Raw genomic sequence first — 20,138 nt, 5'->3', positions numbered from 1 at the left:
CGCCTGCTCACATTCTGTTTGCTTAGGCATAGCATAGAATGTCATTCAGGCGAGAGTAAGGCCCCGTTTTTGGGGCCTTACAGTTCTGTCTTAACCAAACCGCGCAAGCGCTGGAAAGGTTTCAAGCAGCCACCAGCTGAAGGTTGCAAACAGCCCTGTGACCAGCATGAAGCCCACAAACAACAGCAGCCCGCCCATGATCTTTTCAATCAGACCCATATGGCGTTTGAGCTTGTTCATGATGACCATGGATCGGTTGAGGAAGATCGCAGCCAGCAAAAATGGCACCCCAAGCCCCATTGCATAAACACCCAGCAAAACGGTGCCGCGTGTGACAGAGCCCTCAGAGGCCGCAAGCGACAAGATCGCGCCAAGCTGCGGGCCAATACAGGGGGTCCAGCCAAACGCAAAGGCAAGCCCCAACACATAGGCACCCAGCGCGGATCCCCCCGACTGCCCTGCATCCATCCGCGCTTCACGATCCAACAGTGAAATGCGGAAGATCGACAGGAAGTGCAGACCAAATACAATAACAATAACACCCGAAACCTGCGCAAACAGCTGCTGGTTTTGCAGCACAAATGCGCCAAAGGCCGAGGCGGTAAATCCAAGCAGGATAAACACCGTCGACAGCCCCAGTACAAAAAACAGCGCCGCGACAATTGCCTTACGTCGCGCCGCTGTGGTTCCCTGCATCTCCCCAATGGAGACGCCGCTCATATAGGCCAGATAGGGCGGCACAATCGGCAGCACACATGGCGACAAAAAGCTGATCAGCCCACCAATGAGCGCAACCAGCATGGCGGGCAGCAGCCCCGCATCTATGATATCAATTCCGAACATGGCCCACATGTAACCACGACTGGACCAAAGGTCACCTGCCCAAGACGTCACATCCTTGTGGACAGTTTGAAACATGACAACTATCTGCAAAGTATGAGCAATGAAAACACCGATGATCTGATCCTGGACGCGCTGGGGCTTTTGTGCCCTCTGCCGGTCCTGAAAGCGCGCAAGCGGCTAAAAAGCCTGGCTCCCGGCGCTGTGCTGACTGTGCTCGCCGATGATCCAGCGGCGATTGTGGACATTCCCCATTTCTGCGCCGAGGCAGGCCATGACTATCTCGGGCTTGAGGAATGCGACACACATCAAAGCTACCGCATTCGCAAATCAACTTGATAAACGTCCCCCGGAGATGTTTCGACCTCCGGCAGTTCCGCGATTTCAAATAAAAAAGGCGGCCCGTAAGGCCGCCTTTTCTTATTATCGATGCTCAGATTACTTCGACCACCAGCCGCGCTTTTTTGGCTTTGGCGGGGCCGCGGGTTCCGCGGGCTCACCAACCGCTTCTAGCACGGGGGTGGCAACATCTTCGGTCACGGCTTCCTCTGCTGGCGCTTCGGTCTGGGTGTCCTCAACCTCTTCGCTCACAGCGGTCTCAACTGGGGCTTCGTCCGCTTCAGCAGCATTCACCTGTACAGGCTCCGCTGCCGCCTCGGCGACATTTTCGTCTTCAGAAGACACCACATCTTCTACAGCCACTTCATCGGCCGCGGGTTCCTCTGCAACGGTCTCTTCGACAGCAGCCTCTTCAACCGCAACCTCATCAGCTGACGCCTCTTCGGCAACCGGATCAACAGATGCAGCCTCAACCGGTGCGTCTTCAGCAGCACCCTCAGCTACAGCTTCCACCAGCTCTGAGGGCTCTGCAGAGGCTTCCACTGCTTCAGCAGCAGCATCTTCTACCGGAGCCTCCTGGGGCGTAACTTCCGCTTCATCTTGCGCGGCAGGTTCACCAGCACCCTCGGCAGGCGTGTCTTCACCCTGATCAGCAACTTTCACCTCATCGGAGGGCTGATCTTTCTTGCGACGGCGCGAACGGCTGCGGCTGCGGCGCTTTTTCTCTTCTTTGGGCGCAGCTTCAGAAGCTTCCTCAGAGGTTTTTTCCTCTGCATCGTCCTCTTGCTCAGCTGCATCTTCCGCAGCTTCGCCATCTACTGCGTCTGCGTCTTTTTGCTCAGCGCCCTCTTCACCAGTGGACTTGCGACGACGACGGCGACGACGGCGGCGCTTGGGCTTTTGCTCCTCGTCCTCACCTGCGGGCGCATCAGCCTCGCTTGTGGTGACTTCTTCCTCTTCCTCGATCGCGTCCACTTCGTCCATGATCTTGGTATCAACCGACACAACCGGCGTTTCCACCATCGGCACAACCCGCGATGCGGTCTTGAACTTCTCAATCGAGAAATCCGGGCTGACCAGATGCGGATCCCCTTCGATGCGCACGGACAGGCCATAGCGCGCTTCGATTTGGGCGATGTGCTCGCGTTTGTTGTTCATCAGGTAGTTGGCAATCTCAACCGGGCATTTCACCAACACTTCACGAGAGCGGCCACGGGTGCCCTCTTCCTCGATCTGACGCAGGATCGACAGCGCAAGACTGTCGTCCGAGCGGATCAGACCGGTGCCGTGACAATGCGGGCACGGCTGGGTGGTGGCCTCGATCATGCCAGGGCGCAGACGCTGACGCGACATTTCCATCAGACCAAAGCCCGAGATGCGACCCACCTGAATACGGGCGCGGTCGGTCTTTAGCTTGTCCTTCATCCGCTTTTCAACGGCGGCGTTGTTCTTGCGCTCGTCCATATCGATGAAATCGATCACGATCAGACCCGCAAGGTCGCGCAGACGCAGCTGGCGTGCCACTTCTTCGGCCGCCTCAAGGTTGGTTTTCAGCGCGGTTTCCTCAATCGAGGATTCCTTGGTTGCCCGACCCGAGTTCACGTCAATTGCCACCAACGCCTCGGTTACGCCGATCACGATGTAGCCACCGGATTTCAGCTGAACCACCGGATTGAACATGCCACCGAGGTAGCTTTCAACTTGATAGCGCGCAAAGAGCGGCAGCGCTTCTTGGTAGTTTTTCACGTTTTTGGCGTGGGACGGCATGATCATTTTCATGAAGTCCTTGGCGATGCGGTAGCCGCGTTCGCCTTCCACCAGAACCTCGTCGATCTCACGGTTATACAAATCGCGGATCGAACGTTTGATCAGGTCGCCTTCTTCATAGATCTTAGCGGGCGCGATGGATTTCAGCGTAAGCTCGCGGATCTGCTCCCAAAGGCGCTGGAGATATTCATAATCGCGCTTCACCTCCGCCTTGGTGCGTTTGGCACCGGCGGTGCGAATGATCAGGCCTGCGCCAGTGGGCACATCCATTTCATTGGCGATTTCTTTTAGTTTTTTGCGGTCGACGGCGTTGGTGATCTTGCGCGAAATCCCACCACCGCGCGCGGTATTGGGCATCAAGACGCAGTAACGGCCTGCCAGCGACAGATAGGTGGTCAGCGCCGCGCCTTTGTTGCCGCGCTCTTCTTTTACGACCTGCACCAGCAACACCTGGCGCACTTTGATCACTTCCTGGATCTTATAGCGACGTGGACGCGGCTTGCGCGGCGGACGGATGTCCTCGCTGTCGTCTTCGTCAGCAACCGATTCAATATTATCGTCGGCTGCCTCTTCGCCTTCAGCGGCGTCTTTGTCAGAGGTTTCATCAGCCTCTTCTGACGCAGCCGTTTCTGCTTCGGCAACAGCGACCGTTTCTGCTTCCGCAACAACAGCGTCAGGTGCCGCCGTGTCTTCGGCTTGAACCTCTGCTGCAGCCTCTTCGCTTGCAGTTTCCTCAGCAGCTGCCTCTTCAGGAGCGACTTTCTCCGAGGCCGCCTCTTCTGCCACGGCTTCGTCAGACACAGCCTCTGCAGGTGCATCTGTCGCGTCTTCAGACGTCTCAGCCGGAGTAGTTTCCGCCGGAGCAGTTTCAGCAGGTGCTTCGCTTACCGCAACCGCATCATCTGTCTCTGCAGCCTCAGCCACAACTTCAGCGGGCTGATCGTCAGCTGCCACATCTGCAGCCTGCTGCGGCTCTTCGACCGGGGTTTCAGCAACACGCTCCATCGGAGAGCTGGCCTCATCAGATACCACATCGGTATCATCTGTGAGGTCAATGGTCTCCATGCCAGCAATTTCTGTGGGCTGCTGTGCGGGTTCCAGTGCATCTTCGGACACATCTTTGGTTTCAACAACATCAGAGGATGTTGCCTTCGCCGCTTTGCTGCGACCACCACGCTTGCGGCGCGATTTTTGCGGCTTGGCCTCTTCGTCGTCGTCTTGCGCGCGCATTGCTTCCGCATAGGCGCGCTCCTCTTCCATCAGCGCTTCGCGGTCAGCAACCGGGATCTGATAATAATCCGGGTGGATTTCAGAAAACGCGAGGAAGCCATGACGGTTTCCGCCATAGTCCACAAACGCCGCCTGCAAAGAGGGTTCGACGCGTGTTACTTTTGCCAGATAAATGTTGCCAGCAAGCTGGCGTTTGTTTTCAGATTCAAAGTCGAATTCCTCAACCTTGTTTCCGTCCACCACCACGACGCGGGTTTCTTCCGCGTGGGTGGCATCGATAAGCATCTTCTTAGCCATTGGTCCTTGGTGCGCCGCCCGCGCACAAAACGAGCCCGCACATCAGTGTCAGGGCGTAAGTGTCTGGGAGGGCGTCTTGTCAGGGCGATAGAAGGCGGCACGGTATAGAGAGCAGTCTGGGCCGATATGGTCCCCAGCGGTGCTGCCTCTATATTCTTCGTTTGCGCGCGCGTCATCGCGTTTCTTCTCCGACAGGTGGTGTATCCGATCCCTGCCTTATTATTCCCGCCCCGGCACACCGGGTCAGGCACTAAACCGCTTCGCAATCTGCGAAGCCTATCACTCTGCTTGGTCTTTCTCGGCTGTGGCCGGACAAAAGCCCGAAGCAGCGAATCTCACTTCTTGAGGGAGCTTTTTCAATGCTCACCCCTGTTTTACCAACATAAGACCTGTGGATAGGTAATGACAATGGGCATTCGTCACAGGACCCTGCGAAACCCACGCTTTCCATATGAATTTAAAGAAAACATTAATTTGCAGATATTTACCCGACGTTATCCGCCACTTTGGTTCAGGTTTGTGCCCAAAACCTGCGCATCCTGCAACCAATGCCCGAAGGTTTCGATGCGCTGAATAGGGCCTATGGCACCACTGCGCTGCGCAAACGTGTCATTTCCGCCTCTGCCAATGACACGGCCTGCCCCAGTGTTTTGGCAAACATCTGTCCAACTGCGGCAAAGGGCTGATCCTCTGGGCGCAGATCCGGCACCTGGACTGCCAAACAGCCTGCTTGCGTCGCCGCTGTAACACCGGGATCACTGTCTTCAAAGGCCGCGCAATGCCTGGGATCAAACCCAAACCGTGCTGCCGCCTCTCGATATGGTGCCGGGTCCGGTTTATTTGCGGACACCTCATCACCACCAACGACAAACTGAAAATGATCCAATAGCCCGGCCTGCTCAAGATGGCAGCGTGCGTGATCGCCCTTGGTTGAGGTGACCACCGCCATCTGGGCACTGCCTGCGCGCAACCGGTCCAAGGTTTCACGCACAGTGGGGCGCAGCGGTATCTGCTGCTTGAGCCTGCCGTTGGCCAGTTCCATCACCCGCGCGTCAAAGTCAGCCACGCGGATGTCCGGTTCAAGGAAAGCGGCCATCCGCCGCTCTCCTTCGGTGCTCGAATGGCCAACAAGGCTCAGATAGAGCTGATGCGCCCGCCCCGCTTTGAGGCCAAATTCAACGCCGCAGTCCTCAAATGCATTGAGATAGAGCCGCTCTGTGTCGAGCAGCAGCCCATCCATATCAAAAAGAAATGCTGCTGGCATGCGCCGCCCTCAGTGAAATGATCCAATTCCGCCTGTTTAGCCCAGATAGTCTGCGCGCTGCAGACCATATTTGGCCATCTTTTCATTCAGGGTCCGACGCGGCAGGCAGAGCTCTTCCATCACGCTGGCAATCGATCCCTTATGGCGGCGCATGGTGTTGTCGATCAACATGCGCTCAAAGGCCTCGACATATTCTTTTAGCGGCTTACCTTCGGTGGTCATCACCGGCTGCATCTCTTCGTGGTCCGACATCAACAGCGAGGCAATTGTGCCCGATCCACGACGCGCCTGCAGCACCGCGCGTTCTGCCACATTGATCAGCTGACGCACATTGCCCGGCCAGGGTGCCTGCAACAGCTGTGCAGCCTCTTGCGCGGTGACCTGCGGGCTTTCGCAGCCGTATTCTTCGGAAAACTGCTCGCTCAGACGGGTGAACAGCGTCAGGATGTCTTCGCCGCGCTGGCGCAGCGGTGGCACGGTGATGCGCAATGCTGCCAGACGGTAAAACAGATCCGGGCGCAGGATATCTTCGCAGGTCTTACCTGCTTCCTGCAGGTTGGAAATACCAACAATGCGGGTTTCGCCCGGAATGCCCTGTTCATTGATCACATTCAGAAGTTTCGCCTGCAATGCTTCGCTCAGCGCATCGATATCTTCGAGCACCAGCGTGCCGCCGCGCGCCTCTTCCATGGCGGGCAACATGCTGTCTTCGGGCAACATTGGCCCAAACAGGCGTTTTGACAGCGCCTCTTCTTCAAAGGCGGCGCAGGAAATCAGCACAAACTTCTTACCCGCGCGACTGCCAACCGCATGCAGCGCATGGGCCACAAGGGTCTTGCCGGTGCCGGTTTCACCATCAATCAGCACATGGCCATCCGCCTGCCCCAGATCGAGAATATCTTCGCGCAGCCGCTCCATCACCGGGCTTGAGCCGATGAGTTTTTTCATGATCTGGCCGCCATCCGACAATTCCCGACGCAGCGCCCGGTTATCCAGCGTCAGACGTCGCGCATTGCTCGCCTTTTTTGCTAGGGCTGACATGCGATCGGGGTTGAACGGTTTTTCCAGAAAATCAAACGCGCCTACGCGCATGGCTTCAACCGCCATAGGCACATCGCCGTGCCCGGTGATCATGATCACCGGCAACGCGCTGTCGCTGCCCATCAGTTTTTTCAGGAACTGCATGCCATCCATGCCCGGCATCTTGATGTCGGAAATCACAATGCCCGGATACTCCGGCCCCAGCACTTTTAGCGCATCTTCGGCGCTGGCAAAGGTTTCGGTGTCATAGCCCGACAATGCCAACCACTGGCTGATCGACTGGCGCATGTCCTTTTCGTCATCGACAATCGCAATCTTCATGGCCTGTGCCATATCGCGCCTTTCCTTTCTTCGTGCTGCTATTCCGCAGCTTCGATCCCATCTATGAGGATCGGCAATTGCATCTCAAACACAGCGCCACCGTTTTCACCATTGCGCGCTATGAGCCTCCCGCCAAGGTCGTTCACGATCCCCGAGGAGATGGCAAGCCCCAGTCCCACGCCCTCACCCGCTTGCTTGGTGGTGTAAAACGGCTCAAACAGGTTGTCGTAATCGGTAATGCCGGTGCCATTGTCGCGCACAGCAAGGGTGGCGGTTTCGCCCGCAGCAAGAATGATTTCGACTTCTGGGTCATCTACTGATTTGGTGGCATCAATTGCATTGCGCAAGAGGTTCACCATCACCTGTTCCAGGCGCATCTGATCCCCCATCACAAATACCGGGTCTTCCGGCAGGATCCGGGTGATTTTCACATGACGTTCGCGCAGCTGCGGCTCCATCATCGAAAGGCTCGATGCCAGCGCATCGCCAAGGTTTACAGGGCTAAACGTGTCTCCGCCCTTACGCGCATAAGATTTCAGCTGCCGCGTGATCGCCCCCATCCGTTCAATCAGATCATCGATCCGCCCAAAGGACGCGAGCGCCTCATCCGGGCGATTACGACTGAGCAAAAGTCGCGCACCCGCAAGATAGGTTTTCATCGCCGCCAGAGGCTGGTTAAGCTCATGGCTGACGGCGGCTGACATCTCACCAAGGGCGGCCAATTTGGAGCTTTGGGCCAAGCTTTGCTCGGCCACTTCAAGGCTTTGCTGCATCCGTTCGCGCTCGGCAATTTCTCGCTGGAGCCTGTTGTTCAATACGCGAAGCTCTGCCGATTCCCGTTGAAACAGCGCCATGCGCAGCGCGGTTTTCCGGCTGAGCGCATAAAACGCCAGCGCCAAAAGCAGCGCGAATCCCATGATTTCCAGCGCCAGCACCGCATTCACCTTCTCGCGGATCGAGGCATAGGTGGTGAAACTGGTCATGCGCCAGCCCTGAAACGGGATCCGGGTTTCCAGTCGCATCACCGCCTCGCCCTGCAGATAGGCATCAGGTGGCAGCGCGGTCCAATCGGTTGTAGCACGAATAGCGCGCTGGATCGCCCCTTCCGGGGTCTGCAGCTTCAGCGCATCTTCCTCAGAGAGGCCGCGCCAGCGGCTCTCAGTCGCCAAAACGATATTGCCAGTGCTGTCACTGACCATCACCGCATCCGAGATCCCCGCCCAGGCGCGTTCAAACTTTTGCAGATCCACTTCAACCACGATGGCGCCCAATACGCCTGAAGCATCAACAATGCGGCGCGAATAGGTAAAGCGGTAGCCCGCGACCTCACGGGGGATGATCGAAAACACGGTTGAATTGGCGCGCACCGCGTCGATGAAATAGGCCGCATTGCGGTGGTTCTCACCCAGCCGGTTGCGATCGGTTGCCGCAACCGTGCGCCCATCGCGCGCCAGCAAAAAGATCGAAGCCGCGCCAATCTCTTCGACAAAAGAAATCAGCCGCTGGGTGGAAAGCGAAAAATCATTGGATTGCAGCGCCGAAATCAGCGCCTGATCGCGCGACAGCAGCTGCGGCACAATCGCGTGGCGGCGCAGCTCGCTCACCAGGTTGCCGGAATAAAGTGCCAGTCGCAGTTCGGCCCGGTTGCGGGTGGTCTCAGTGAAACGGTCGGTCAGGCTGCGGTTGGTGGCCCAGATGGTGGCCGCCCCCGCCAACACAAACAAAAATAGCACCAGACGCACGCGCCATGAGATGGTGCGCAATCGGGAGCGTGTTTTAGAAGAGCGTTTCGCCGCGACAGACATATTAGGATATTTAGATCCAGTGCCGCGGCGAGACAAGTCAGGCTGACACGCTCAGCTCAGCAAGTGCGCGAAACATTGCCGTGCCATCTGTGCCGCCGTGGCCCGAATCCGCCGCACGCTCCGGGTGAGGCATCATACCAAGCACGCGACGGTTCTCTGACAGGATGCCAGCAATATCATCGCGCGAACCATTCGGGTTATCCCCGTAGGTGAAGGCAATGCGGTCCTGATCCTTGAGCTGCGCCAGGGTTTCATCATCCGCAAAATAGTTGCCATCATGGTGGGCAATTGGAATGCCAATCACATCACCCGCGTTGTAACCTTGGGTGAACACGCTATCTGCGGTGGCCACGTTCAGCTCAACGGTTTTGCAGATGTATTTCAGACCCGCATTGCGCAGCAGTGCACCCGGCAGAATGCCTGTCTCTGTCAGAATCTGGAAACCGTTACACACACCCAGCGCATAGCCGCCGCGTTCTGCATGCTCAACCACGGCCTGACAGATCGGAGACTGCGCCGCAATCGCGCCGCACCGCAGGTAGTCGCCGTAGGAAAAGCCACCGGGAACACCCACGATGTCGACACCTTCGGGCAGCGCGCTGTCCTTGTGCCAAACCATGGATACGTCAAAGCCCGCCTGCTCAAACGCTACCGCCAGATCGCGGTCGCAGTTGGAGCCCGGGAATACAACAACGGCCGCCTTCATCACTGAATCTCGACGCTGTAGGATTCAATCACGGTATTGGCCAAGAGCTTTTCACACATCTCGGTCACGTCCGCCTCGGTTGCTCCGTCGGCGAGCTCGAGATCAATCACCTTGCCCTGGCGCACACCTTCGACCTTGTCAAAGCCCAGCGCACCCAGCGCGTGGCGCACGGCCTCGCCCTGCGGATCCAGAACCCCGTTTTTCAACATCACATGAACCCGTGCTTTCATCGCGTTTTCCTTTGGCTATCCAGCGCGCCCGGCACAGAACCGGGCTTCATCTTTTCATCAATATTCAAATCCCCACCGCAGGCGGTGAGGATAAAACTCAGTTTACCAGCGTCGGCTTACCGCCAGCTGGAGGGGTGTTTGGCATAACACCAAGACGGCGCGCCACTTCGCTATAGGCGTCGGTCAAGCTGCCCAGATCGCGACGGAACACATCCTTGTCGAGCTTCTGACCGCTCTCGATGTCCCACAGACGGCAGCTGTCGGGGCTGATTTCATCAGCAACAACCAGACGCTGGAAGTCTCCATCATAGACGCGGCCGATCTCGATTTTGAAATCCACCAGACGGATGCCGACAGCAAGGAACACACCAGACATGAAATCATTGACGCGCAGCGCCAGGCTCAGGATGTCGTCCATGTCCTGCTGGCTGGCCCAGCCAAAGGCCGCGATATGCTCTTCGCTTACAAACGGATCGCCCAGCGCGTCGTCTTTGTAGCAGTATTCCACAATTGGGCGCGGCAGCTGAGTGCCCTCATCAATGCCCAGACGTTTGGACATGGACCCAGCTGCGTAATTGCGCACGATCACTTCCAGCGGCACGATCTCACAGCTGCGCACCAGTTGTTCACGCATATTGAGACGCTTCAGGAAGTGGGTCGGAACACCGATCTGGCCCAGACCTTGCATAAAGAATTCGCTCAGGATGTTGTTAAGAACACCCTTGCCTTCGATGATGTCATGCTTTTCCGCGTTAAACGCGGTGGCGTCATCCTTGAAGTATTGGACAATGGTTCCGGGCTCTGGGCCTTCAAACAAAGTCTTTGCTTTACCTTCGTAGATCTTTTTGCGACGCGCCATGGAAAGCCTCTCGGAGTTGAGCTGACGGGAATCTCCGCCTGAGTTGACGCCCTCATAGTGCAAGGCACCGCCTATCGCAAGATTTGCAGCGCCCACACCAGAATCTGCAGGCCAACCCCGTCGGCCTGCATCGAGCTTTCAACACATTGTTGACGAGCTTGCGCGCGTTCAGACGTAGAAACCAGACAAATTAGAAATACATTATATACGGAAGGAGAGATGCAGTCTCATAAAAACCTGCCCCCTCTTCACAGCCAGACCCAGATTGGAGCGCGCAGCCTTGGCGCAATTCCATCCCAATCATCAAGCCACGGAGGACCTCTATGACCACATTTGACGAACGTGAAGTCGCTTTTGAAAGCAAGTTTGCTTATGATGAAGAGCTCAAGTTTAAAGCCTCAGTCATTGCTTTGAAACATGTGGCGCTCTGGGCCGCTTCGAAACTCGGAAAGACGGGACAAGACGCTGAACAATATGCAGAAAACGCAACACTCTGCGATCTACGGGACTCTGGCCACAGCATCTTTGTGAACCAAATGATCCTGCATCTCGGCCCCCGTTTCAGCGAAACCCAGATCCGTGAGCGCATTGCCAATGAATATGCGATCGCCCATGATCGGGTGATCAATGCGATGGCCTGAACAGGGCTTTATAACAGACATTCCATCGCTGAATTAACTCCCTATTAACGCGTAAACGACTTGTTAACCCAAGGGCGTCGAAAGAATTCATTCAGCTTTCTTTATGCGCTATCAACCTTCGTAGACATTCGGTTGATATAGCAGAAGCTATTGTGATCAGCCCACCTCCATCGATCATTCAGACATGGATCGCGGTTTTCCCGACTGTCAGCCTTAGCCAATATAAAAGTCGCATAGCCAATAGGTGAACCATGACCATTTTTCTTGATCGTAAAAAGGCCTTCGAAGCAAAATTCGTCCATGATGCTGATCTGGACTTCAAAACCGCAGCCCGTCGCAACAAGCTATTGGGCCAATGGGTGGCAAAACAATTGAATCTGGATGACGCCGCAACCGAAGCGCTGACGGCCTCATATGCCACCGCAGCCGTTGTCCCGCTGAAAAGCAACAATATCGTAGCCAAAGCCGCCGCAGATCTGAACGGCATTGCTACCATCGACGACATTGAGGCCAAGCTGGCCGAAGTGACAAAAATCGGCCGCAAAGAACTGAAAACACCGCTGCATTAAGCAAGACCAGCCGTATCGCCCGATAAATTAAGTCCCGTCGCTTTTTTTTGCAGTGACGGGATTTATTTTATGCAAATGAAGTGGTTGCACGGCATTTCATTAACCGAACCGAAATTCTGATTCACCTATGCTGCCGCTATATGTTTCTGGGGGCAGATAGGGATTATTATGGTCATCTCCAAAAAGGTCGCGCAGCATTTTGCGGCCCGTGCCATGCGCCTTTTTGTGCCGGTTCTATCCGCAGCAATCTGTTTTTGGCTGCTGTCCACCAGTATTCGCTTTCCAAGCCTTGCCGAACTCACCCATCTGATGGGGCAGATCCCCCTGCTCAATTGGGGTGGTGCTGCATTGGCCACGATCATCAGCTTTTGGGCGCTTGGCCGCTATGATGGGGTGGCGCACCGGCATTTGAACACCGGGCTTGATGGGCTGCAGGCCCGGCTTGCGGGCATGCTGGCCATTGCGTTTTCCCAGACCGCAGGTTTTGGCATTCTGACCGGAGGCTTTGCCCGCTGGCGTCTGCTGCGCAAACTCTCTCCTGTTCAGGCTGCACAGCTGACCGCGCTGACCGGGCTGACCTTTATGGCTGCCCTGGCTGCGGTCTGTGGTCTGGCGCTTTTGGCCTGGGGGCCGTTTCCCTATGCCCGCCTACTGGGTATCGGGCTAATGGTGGCATTCGCAGCCGCCTGCGCGGCCACTTTTTTCTGGCCCGAGCTGCGCCTTGGTCGCCACAAGATGCGCTGGCCTTCGCTTACGGCTCTAACTGCCTTGGCGCTTTGGACCTTGGTGGATGTTGTGGCGGCTGGCACCGCGCTGTGGTTGCTGATGCCACCGGGCAGCGGCATTCAATTGACGCTGCTGCTGCCAGCTTATTTTCTGGCGCTGGGATTGGCGGTTTTGTCGTCATCACCCGGCGGCACCGGACCGCTTGAGCTGACACTTGTCACCCTCCTCTCAGCGCATGACCCGACCACGATTCTTGCAGGTCTCGTGGCCTTTCGTCTGGTGTATTATCTCGCCCCCGCCGTCTTAGCCTGTGTTGCGCTGGTCTGGCCGCGCCTTATCGGCCCCCGCGCGGCTGCACCGGAAGATGTCGCACTGCTGGGCAGCCGTCGCGATTTTGCGCATACCATCCCATTTGAACGCGCTCGTTCTGAAACGGGTGTGATCCGTCAAAATGGCGGCCATCTACGCAGCTTTGGGTTTAATCAACTGGCCATGCTGGACACCCCCCAAAGTTCAGTTGCGCTGTTTGATCCTGTGCGCGGATACGCTGCTGAAATCTTTGCCCCGCTGCACCATTACGCCGCTGGTCGCAACGCCGCGGCCTGCCTTTACAAATGCAGCCCCAGAGCAGCGCTGGCCGCACGCAAGGCCAATTGGAAGATCCTGCGCATTGCTTCAGAGGCGGTAATTACACCGCGAGGTTTCTCCGAAAACGGCTCCTCCAAACGCCAGCTGCGCCGCAAACTGCGCCACGCAGAAAAAGCCGGGATCGACGTGCGCGACGCTGCTGGCACCCTGCCACTCAGCCAGCTCGCCGAAGTAGATCAAAACTGGCACAATGGTCATGGCGCCGCCCATGGCACCACAATGGGCCAATTTGAACCGGAATACATCAAAGGCCAAAAGGTGTTTATTGCCTGGCAAGAGAGCCGGATCATTGGCTTTGTCAGCTTTCATCTGGCCCGCGATGAATGGTGTCTCGATCTCATCCGCATGGGGCCGGATGTGCCAGATGGCACCGGCCACATCATGATCCGCGCCGCCATCGCCGCAGCCGCAGAGGCAGGTGTTGCCCGCCTCTCGCTTGCGGCAGTGCCAGACCATCGATTTGCCCACAGGGTTGAACGCGGGCTGCGCCGGTTTAAAGGCTGCTTTGCACCACACTGGCAGCCCCAATACATGGCCGCACCCAGCTGGCCGCAGATGGCTCTCTCTCTGGTGGAACTGATCCGCCTGGTGCACCGCCCAGCTCCGCTGCAACCCGCCAAAGCCTGGCAACCCGCAGATCTTAGTACACAACAGCCATCCAAATGGGACAGCGCGCCTCATAATGAAGATGAACAAAATGAATTTGTGTTTCCCCGCCGCGCGTGAGAGGGGGAACAACTGCCCAGAATATGGTATGGTTAACTCTGGGATTGCACAGATGGGAATAGTGATATGAGCGGAAAATTTGCAGAAGCGCTCCAGAACAAAGACGTGCTTTTGGCCGATGGAGCCACCGGGACAAACTTGTTCAACATGGGATTGCAGTCCGGGGATGCGCCTGAACTTTGGAACACGGATGAGCCGCAAAAAATCATCAAGCTTTATGAAGGCTCGGTGCATTCCGGCAGCGATCTGTTCCTGACCAATACCTTTGGGGGCACCGCCTCGCGCCTGAAACTGCATGATGCGCAAAACCGTGTGCGTGAGCTCAATCGCGTTGGCGCGGAACTGGGCCGCGAAGTGGCTGACCGCTCTGAGCGTGATGTTCTGGTGGCAGGCTCGGTTGGACCTACTGGCGAAATCCTGCAGCCGGTTGGTGAGCTCAGCCACGAGCTTGCAGTGGAAATGTTCCACGAACAGGCGGACGCGCTCAAAGAAGGTGGCGTTGATGTGCTGTGGGTGGAAACCATTTCCGCACCCGAAGAATTCAAAGCCGCGGCCGAAGCCTTTAAGCTGGTGGATATGCCCTGGTGCGGCACCATGAGCTTTGACACCGCCGGGCGCACCATGATGGGGGTTACCTCTGCTGATATGGCGCGCCTGGTCGAAGAATTTGACCCCGCGCCGCTGGCCTATGGTGCCAACTGCGGCACCGGTGCCTCTGATATCTTGCGCACCATTCTGGGCTTTGTTGCACAAGGCAGCGATCGCGCGATTATTTCCAAAGGCAATGCAGGCATCCCCAAATATGTCGATGGGCATATCCACTATGATGGCACGCCGGAGCTGATGGCGGATTACGCGGTGCTTGCCCGCGACGCTGGTGCAAAAATCATCGGTGGTTGCTGTGGCACCATGCCAGAGCATCTGGTGAAAATGCGCGAGGCGCTCGACACCCGCCCGAAAGGCGAACGCCCCAGCCTCGAACAGATTGTTGCGGCGCTTGGCCCGTTCTCATCAGAACGCGATGGCACTGAGGCAGGTCACAACTGTGCCGACCACGCTCCGGAGCGCAAAGGCCGCCGCGGCGGACGACGTCGCGCCTGATCCGCCAATCAACGCACCTATCAAAGGCCCCCAAACGGGGCCTTTTTTTATGGGTTGCCAATTAGTGCGCCGCTCAGCCCACGCGCGGATTTCACCTCCCCTTATCCTGAAACGCAGGACAACGCACCGCGCACCCCAACCAGTGACGCGATCCTTTGGACGCGGGAACCTGGCGCGCCGCACGCTTGATCGAGGCGCCAGTATAGTATACCCCCCTATATTATACTGGAGTGAAAAATGTCCCATCTGAGTCGCGACAATTCTAAACTGATCACACGCTTGCGCCGGATTAAGGGGCAAGTCGAAGGGGTGGAACGCGCGCTGCAGTCCGATACGGATTGTAGCGAAGTGCTGCGTCAGCTCGCCTCAATCCGTGGTGCAATGAACGGGCTCACCAATGAGGTCCTTGAGGACCACCTGCGCCACCATGTGGTCGATGCTTCATCTCAGGCGGCGCGTGAACAAGGGGCGCAAGAGATGATCCAAATTTTGAAATCCTACCTCAAATAGACGCCGCGACCGTTCGGAAAGTGCCAGATATGACCCAATCAGACGCTACAACATTCTCCCACGACCATGTGTTTCTTGGTGCCAATCAGGACCGCAACGAACGCAAGGTCTGGTGGGTGATCGCCCTGACCGCCGCCATGATGGTGGCAGAAATCGCAGCTGGGCACTGGTTCGGATCGATGGCGCTGCTGGCGGATGGCTGGCATATGTCAACCCACGCCGGGGCCATGCTGATTGCGGTGATGGCCTATCGCTTTGCCAGGAAAAACGCGCACAACCGCCGTTACAGCTTTGGCACGGGCAAGGTGGGCGATCTTGCCGGTTTTGCAAGCGCCGTGGTGCTGGTGCTGATCGCACTGCTGATTGGCTGGGAAAGCCTGCTGCGCCTTGTGGATCCGGTTGCAATCAGTTTTGAACAGGCGATTGGCGTTGCGGTAATTGGGCTGGTGGTCAATCTCGCCAGCGCCTGGCTGTTGCATGACGATCATCACCATGGACACCACCACGGACATCATCACGGGCACCACCATCATGGCCATCACCATCATGACCACCCTCACGATCAGGCAGATGACGCGCACCACCATAGCCACCACGGCCACGACAACAACCTGCGCGCGGCCTATCTGCATGTGCTGGCGGATGCGCTGACATCGGTGCTGGCGATCCTCGCGCTGGTTTTTGGCCGTGCCTATGGCTGGACCTGGGCTGATCCGCTGATGGGCATCGTTGGTGCCATTGTCATTTCGCGCTGGTCCTGGGGGCTGATCCGCGACACAGGCGGGGTCTTGTTGGACCGCACCCCTGACGACGGGCACCTTGATGCAAAAATCCGCCACGCCATTGAAAGCGACACCGACACTATTACCGATTTGCACATCTGGCAGATCGGTCCCGGCCACTATTCGGTCATTGCCTCCATCGCCTCCGAAGCACCCAAAACCACACCTGAATACAAAGCGGCGCTGAAACAGATCAACCAGCTGTCACACATCACCGTCGAGGTGCATCGCATCTCTGCCGCGACCTGAGCCCGCAAAACTGCCGGCACCTGCTAAATCGCGGATCGTCCCGAGCTGTGGGTTACAACATCCGCAAGCAAGGGTTCAAAACAGCGCCAACTGATCACCAGCCTGCGGCGGACGCGCAAAAAGATCGTGACGCAGCGCGGGTGCCGCCTCACGCAGGCCCAGCCGTTTACAAGCGGTTTGGAACCGCATCGCCATCATCTGCGCATACTGCCCCTCACCTCGCATGCGTTGACCCCAACGCGGATCATAATCGCGCCCGCCGTGCATCTCGCGCAGCCTTGCCATTACCTTGGCAGCGCGGTGGGGGTAATGCTCGGCCAGCCACTCCTGCCAAAGCGGCGACACCTCACGCGGCAGTCGCAACATAATCCAAGACGCTGCATCCGCCCCTGCCGCCTGCCCGGCCGCCAAAAGTGCTTCGATCTCGTGGTCGGTCAAACCGGGCACCATCGGTGACGCCATCAGCCGCACCGGAATACCAGCGTCGCTCAGCTGGTGGATGGTGGCAAGGCGGCGCGCAGGCGTCGGCACTCGCGGCTCCATCCGCCGTGAAAGCTCCGGATCAAGCGTGGTGACGGACACCCCCACCCGGACAAGCCCACGTTCAGCCATTGGCGCCAGAATATCGATATCACGCTCAACCAGCGCGCCTTTGGTCACGATCGCCACCGGGTGATTAAAATCGCTGAGCACTTTAAGGCAATTGCGGGTGATTTCCTGCTCACGTTCGCAGGGTTGATACGGATCAGTGTTGGTACCGATCGCCAACGTCGCCACCCGATAGCGCGCATGGCTCAGCTCGGCGCGCAGAAGATCAGGCGCATTGGGTCGTGCAATCAGACGGGTTTCAAAATCAAGCCCCGGTGACAGCCCCAGATAGGCATGGCTTGGCCGTGCAAAACAATAGATGCAGCCATGTTCGCAGCCCCGATACGGGTTGATGGAGCGGTCAAACGGCAGATCTGGCGAGCGATTATAGCTGATAATGCTGCGCGCCATTTCCAGACGCAGATCTGTTTCAACCGTCTCCGAGGGCTGTTGCGATTGCCAGCCATCATCAAGGTGTTCGCGCGCCAGCTCAAAACGGCCGGCTACATTGCTCAGCGCCGCGCGGGCCTTTTTTGGCGAGAGCTGTGAAGGTGAGAGCGTTTCCATGTCGCCATTATGGCGCATAATTAAGAACAAATGAAGAACAAATGGACCAGATCGATGATCTCCATGCAGATTTCTCATTGTTCATTTTTTAGAATTATTCGTATAGGTCGGTTCAGATCGCAACAGCGTCGCAATTCGGGCAGTCCCAATGCGACGTTTTGGTGAACATAGCTTACATTAATGCCATTGCGGGAAGTCCCGCCCAGCGAGGAAGACACTATGTCGGAACAAGAAGACGACATCATCCTGTCCGAACTGAACGATGAAGAACTCGTTCAGCAAATGTTTGACGATCTCTACGACGGTCTCAAAGAGGAGATCGAAGAAGCGGTCAACATTCTGCTCGAGCGCGGCTGGGCGCCTTACAGGATCCTGACCGAGGCTCTGGTTGGCGGCATGACCATTGTTGGCGCAGACTTCCGTGACGGTATTCTGTTTGTGCCTGAGGTTCTGCTGGCGGCCAACGCAATGAAGGGTGGCATGGCCATTCTGAAGCCGCTTTTGGCCGAAACCGGCGCACCGCGCGTGGGGTCTATGGTTATTGGCACCGTTAAAGGTGACATCCATGACATCGGGAAAAACCTGGTGACCATGATGATGGAAGGCGCAGGTTTTGAAGTTGTGGATCTCGGCATCAACAATGATGTTGAAAACTACATGAACGCGCTTGAAGAGCATAAACCTGACATTCTGGGCATGTCCGCGCTGCTGACAACCACAATGCCCTATATGAAGGTTGTGATCGACACGATGACCGAACAGGGCAAACGCGATGATTATATCGTGCTTGTTGGTGGCGCACCGCTGAACGAAGAGTTCGGCAAAGCCATCGGCGCAGATGCCTATTGCGGCGACGCAGCCGTTGCGGTGGAAACCGCAAAAGAATTTGTCGCGCGCAAGCACAACCAGATGAGCGCGTAACATGACCGCGCGCCGTGGCAGAGCAGCCCGCCTGAAGGAGCACGTTACACCGCGCGCCCCTGCAGGCCTGCCACCCGCGCAGTCAGAAACGTCCTCTTCTAACATCTGTCCAATTGAGCTCGCCCCCAAACCGGGGCGGGTTTTGCTTATTGCCTGCGGCGCATTGGCGCGTGAGATCCTGGCAATCAAATCGGCCAATGGGCTCGACCATCTTGATCTCACCTGTCTGCCCGCAAAATTGCACCTGTATCCGCAACAGATTATGGGCGCCGTCGAAGAGGCCGTGCTGAAACATCGCCACAGCTATGCGCAGATCTTTGTGGTCTATGCTGATTGTGGCACCGGCGGCGCGCTGGAGCGTAAATGCGCCGAACTCGGGGTTGAGATGGTGCGCGGGCCGCATTGTTATTCTTTTTTTGAAGGCAATGACACCTTTGCCGCCAAAGCTGAGGCCGGTGAAATCACCGCCTTCTATCTCACCGATTTTCTGGTCAATCAGTTTGATGCTTTTGTCTGGCGGCCCATGGGGCTGGCACAGAACCCGGAATTGCGCGACCTGATCTTTGGCAACTACACCAAGCTTGTGTACCAATCCCAGGTGACAAACCCTGCCCTGTTGGAAAAGGCCAAATCCTGTGCAACCCGCATGGGGCTTGCGTTTGAACACCGCCATACGGGCTATGGTGATCTGGAAACGCAACTGCAAAGCTGGGCCGCACGCTAACGCACGGCCCATCCGGTTAGGCATCTGTGCTCAGCAGTTCCATCGCTTTGGCGTCATAGGCTTGCACTGCCGCACCATCCATCGCGGCGCTAACCCGTTCAACCCAGGCTTTGACCTCTGGAATGTCGGGCATGAACTGTGGTGCCCATTGAAACGGTGACGCCAGCAAAACATCCGCAAGTGTCAGCTCATCCCCCAACAAAAACGGCCCCTGTTTCAACGCAGCTTCCAGCGTCGCGCCCATTTCCGCTTTGCCCCGGAATGTACCGGTGAGAGCAGGATGTTCAAATCCCGCAAAATCAGCAACCAGAACCGGCTCAAGCACGCCGCCGGAATACACCATCCAGCTTAGATATGACCCGCGTTTGGTGTCGCCGATCTTGGGGCTTAGCGGCTGGCCAAACAGCTCATCCAGATACATCATGATGGCTGCGCTTTCGCGAACATGTTCCCCATCATCGGTCACCAGATAGGGCACTTTACCCTCGGGGTGTGGGTTCTTTGGGTCCACCCGACCGCCCCCATCCTGGCGCGGCACATCCACCACCACCACATCAACCTGATCGAGTTTCCCCATCAGCATCAGCTGCGCGATGACCCGCGATGAACGGCTGTTTGGTGAATGATAAAGCGTTGGCATCTTATGATCCTTTCTGACTTGTGACTTGCCTCCTTATGGCGCTACCC

At 57.0% G+C, this 20,138-nt stretch carries 19 protein-coding genes; 9 read left to right on the top strand and 10 right to left on the bottom strand.

Annotated features, from left to right (window positions below; genetic code table 11):
- Window positions 1-90 precede the first annotated feature (90 nt).
- Window positions 91-843 carry a cytochrome c biogenesis CcdA family protein gene (locus GG681_RS01505; RefSeq protein ID WP_153544363.1) on the bottom strand — a complete coding sequence of 251 codons (753 nt, stop codon included), beginning with the start codon at window positions 841-843 and terminating at the stop codon, window positions 91-93.
- 93 nt (window positions 844-936) lie between these two features.
- On the opposite strand from GG681_RS01505, the gene GG681_RS01500 reads away from it, so the two are divergent.
- Window positions 937-1,179, top strand: coding sequence for a sulfurtransferase TusA family protein (locus tag GG681_RS01500; protein ID WP_153545148.1), 243 nt, complete (start codon window positions 937-939; stop codon window positions 1,177-1,179).
- 99 nt (window positions 1,180-1,278) lie between these two features.
- Here GG681_RS01500 and GG681_RS01495 read toward each other — a convergent pair whose 3' ends face one another.
- The 7 genes from GG681_RS01495 to purC form a co-directional block, all read right to left on the bottom strand.
- On the bottom strand, window positions 1,279-4,473 hold the full coding sequence (locus GG681_RS01495; protein ID WP_153544361.1) for an Rne/Rng family ribonuclease: 3,195 nt from the start codon (window positions 4,471-4,473) through the stop codon (window positions 1,279-1,281).
- A 580-nt stretch (window positions 4,474-5,053) separates the two neighbouring features.
- A complete protein-coding gene (locus GG681_RS01490; protein ID WP_153544359.1) occupies window positions 5,054-5,737 on the bottom strand; it encodes an HAD family hydrolase in 684 nt (227 codons plus the stop codon).
- A 36-nt stretch (window positions 5,738-5,773) separates the two neighbouring features.
- Window positions 5,774-7,111: a sigma-54-dependent transcriptional regulator gene (locus GG681_RS01485; protein ID WP_153544357.1), complete on the bottom strand. Its 1,338-nt coding sequence runs from the start codon at window positions 7,109-7,111 to the stop codon at window positions 5,774-5,776.
- Between the two features lie 26 nt (window positions 7,112-7,137).
- Entirely contained in the window at window positions 7,138-8,904 is a 1,767-nt protein-coding gene (locus tag GG681_RS01480) for a sensor histidine kinase (protein ID WP_153544355.1), read from the bottom strand.
- 37 nt (window positions 8,905-8,941) lie between these two features.
- Window positions 8,942-9,610, bottom strand: a complete 669-nt coding sequence (gene purQ / locus GG681_RS01475) for a phosphoribosylformylglycinamidine synthase subunit PurQ (RefSeq protein WP_153544353.1) — start codon at window positions 9,608-9,610, stop codon at window positions 8,942-8,944.
- Entirely contained in the window at window positions 9,610-9,840 is a 231-nt protein-coding gene (gene purS / locus GG681_RS01470; protein WP_009177310.1) for a phosphoribosylformylglycinamidine synthase subunit PurS, read from the bottom strand. The genes purQ and purS overlap by 1 nt, the downstream gene beginning before the upstream one ends.
- A gap of 97 nt (window positions 9,841-9,937) precedes the next feature.
- Window positions 9,938-10,699, bottom strand: coding sequence for a phosphoribosylaminoimidazolesuccinocarboxamide synthase (gene purC / locus GG681_RS01465; protein WP_153544351.1), 762 nt, complete (start codon window positions 10,697-10,699; stop codon window positions 9,938-9,940).
- A 323-nt stretch (window positions 10,700-11,022) separates the two neighbouring features.
- Here purC and GG681_RS01460 point away from each other — a divergent pair, with 323 nt between their 5' ends.
- The 6 genes from GG681_RS01460 to dmeF all read left to right on the top strand — a co-directional run bounded on the left by GG681_RS01460 (window position 11,023) and on the right by dmeF (window position 16,651).
- Window positions 11,023-11,340, top strand: a complete 318-nt coding sequence (locus tag GG681_RS01460; RefSeq protein WP_153544349.1) for a DUF1476 domain-containing protein — start codon at window positions 11,023-11,025, stop codon at window positions 11,338-11,340.
- 251 nt (window positions 11,341-11,591) lie between these two features.
- Window positions 11,592-11,909, top strand: coding sequence for a DUF1476 domain-containing protein (locus GG681_RS01455; RefSeq protein WP_153544347.1), 318 nt, complete (start codon window positions 11,592-11,594; stop codon window positions 11,907-11,909).
- Window positions 11,910-12,077: 168 nt separating this feature from the next.
- Entirely contained in the window at window positions 12,078-14,009 is a 1,932-nt protein-coding gene (locus tag GG681_RS01450; RefSeq protein ID WP_153544345.1) for a phosphatidylglycerol lysyltransferase domain-containing protein, read from the top strand.
- A 66-nt stretch (window positions 14,010-14,075) separates the two neighbouring features.
- Window positions 14,076-15,110 carry a betaine--homocysteine S-methyltransferase gene (gene bmt / locus GG681_RS01445; RefSeq protein WP_153544343.1) on the top strand — a complete coding sequence of 345 codons (1,035 nt, stop codon included), beginning with the start codon at window positions 14,076-14,078 and terminating at the stop codon, window positions 15,108-15,110.
- Window positions 15,111-15,347: 237 nt separating this feature from the next.
- Window positions 15,348-15,620: a metal/formaldehyde-sensitive transcriptional repressor gene (locus tag GG681_RS01440; protein ID WP_153544341.1), complete on the top strand. Its 273-nt coding sequence runs from the start codon at window positions 15,348-15,350 to the stop codon at window positions 15,618-15,620.
- A gap of 29 nt (window positions 15,621-15,649) precedes the next feature.
- Window positions 15,650-16,651: a CDF family Co(II)/Ni(II) efflux transporter DmeF gene (gene dmeF / locus GG681_RS01435; RefSeq protein WP_153544339.1), complete on the top strand. Its 1,002-nt coding sequence runs from the start codon at window positions 15,650-15,652 to the stop codon at window positions 16,649-16,651.
- Between the two features lie 75 nt (window positions 16,652-16,726).
- On the opposite strand, the gene GG681_RS01430 is transcribed toward dmeF, so the two are convergent.
- Window positions 16,727-17,806, bottom strand: a complete 1,080-nt coding sequence (locus tag GG681_RS01430) for a PA0069 family radical SAM protein (RefSeq protein WP_235899692.1) — start codon at window positions 17,804-17,806, stop codon at window positions 16,727-16,729.
- 219 nt (window positions 17,807-18,025) lie between these two features.
- Here GG681_RS01430 and GG681_RS01425 point away from each other — a divergent pair, with 219 nt between their 5' ends.
- Together GG681_RS01425 and GG681_RS01420 are read left to right on the top strand one after the other, a co-directional pair.
- A complete protein-coding gene (locus GG681_RS01425) occupies window positions 18,026-18,727 on the top strand; it encodes a corrinoid protein (protein ID WP_153544335.1) in 702 nt (233 codons plus the stop codon).
- Between the two features lies 1 nt (window position 18,728).
- The gene (locus GG681_RS01420) at window positions 18,729-19,451 is read left to right on the top strand and encodes a DUF1638 domain-containing protein (RefSeq protein WP_153544333.1); all 723 of its coding nucleotides are present in this window, start codon (window positions 18,729-18,731) and stop codon (window positions 19,449-19,451) included.
- A gap of 16 nt (window positions 19,452-19,467) precedes the next feature.
- On the opposite strand, the gene GG681_RS01415 is transcribed toward GG681_RS01420, so the two are convergent.
- Window positions 19,468-20,091 carry a glutathione S-transferase family protein gene (locus GG681_RS01415; protein WP_153544331.1) on the bottom strand — a complete coding sequence of 208 codons (624 nt, stop codon included), beginning with the start codon at window positions 20,089-20,091 and terminating at the stop codon, window positions 19,468-19,470.
- Between the last annotated feature and the right edge of the window lie 47 nt (window positions 20,092-20,138).

The organism is Tritonibacter aquimaris (genome assembly GCF_009617595.1).
Lineage (GTDB): Bacteria > Pseudomonadota > Alphaproteobacteria > Rhodobacterales > Rhodobacteraceae > Epibacterium > Epibacterium aquimaris.
This window is presented reverse-complemented; position numbering and strand designations above follow the sequence as displayed.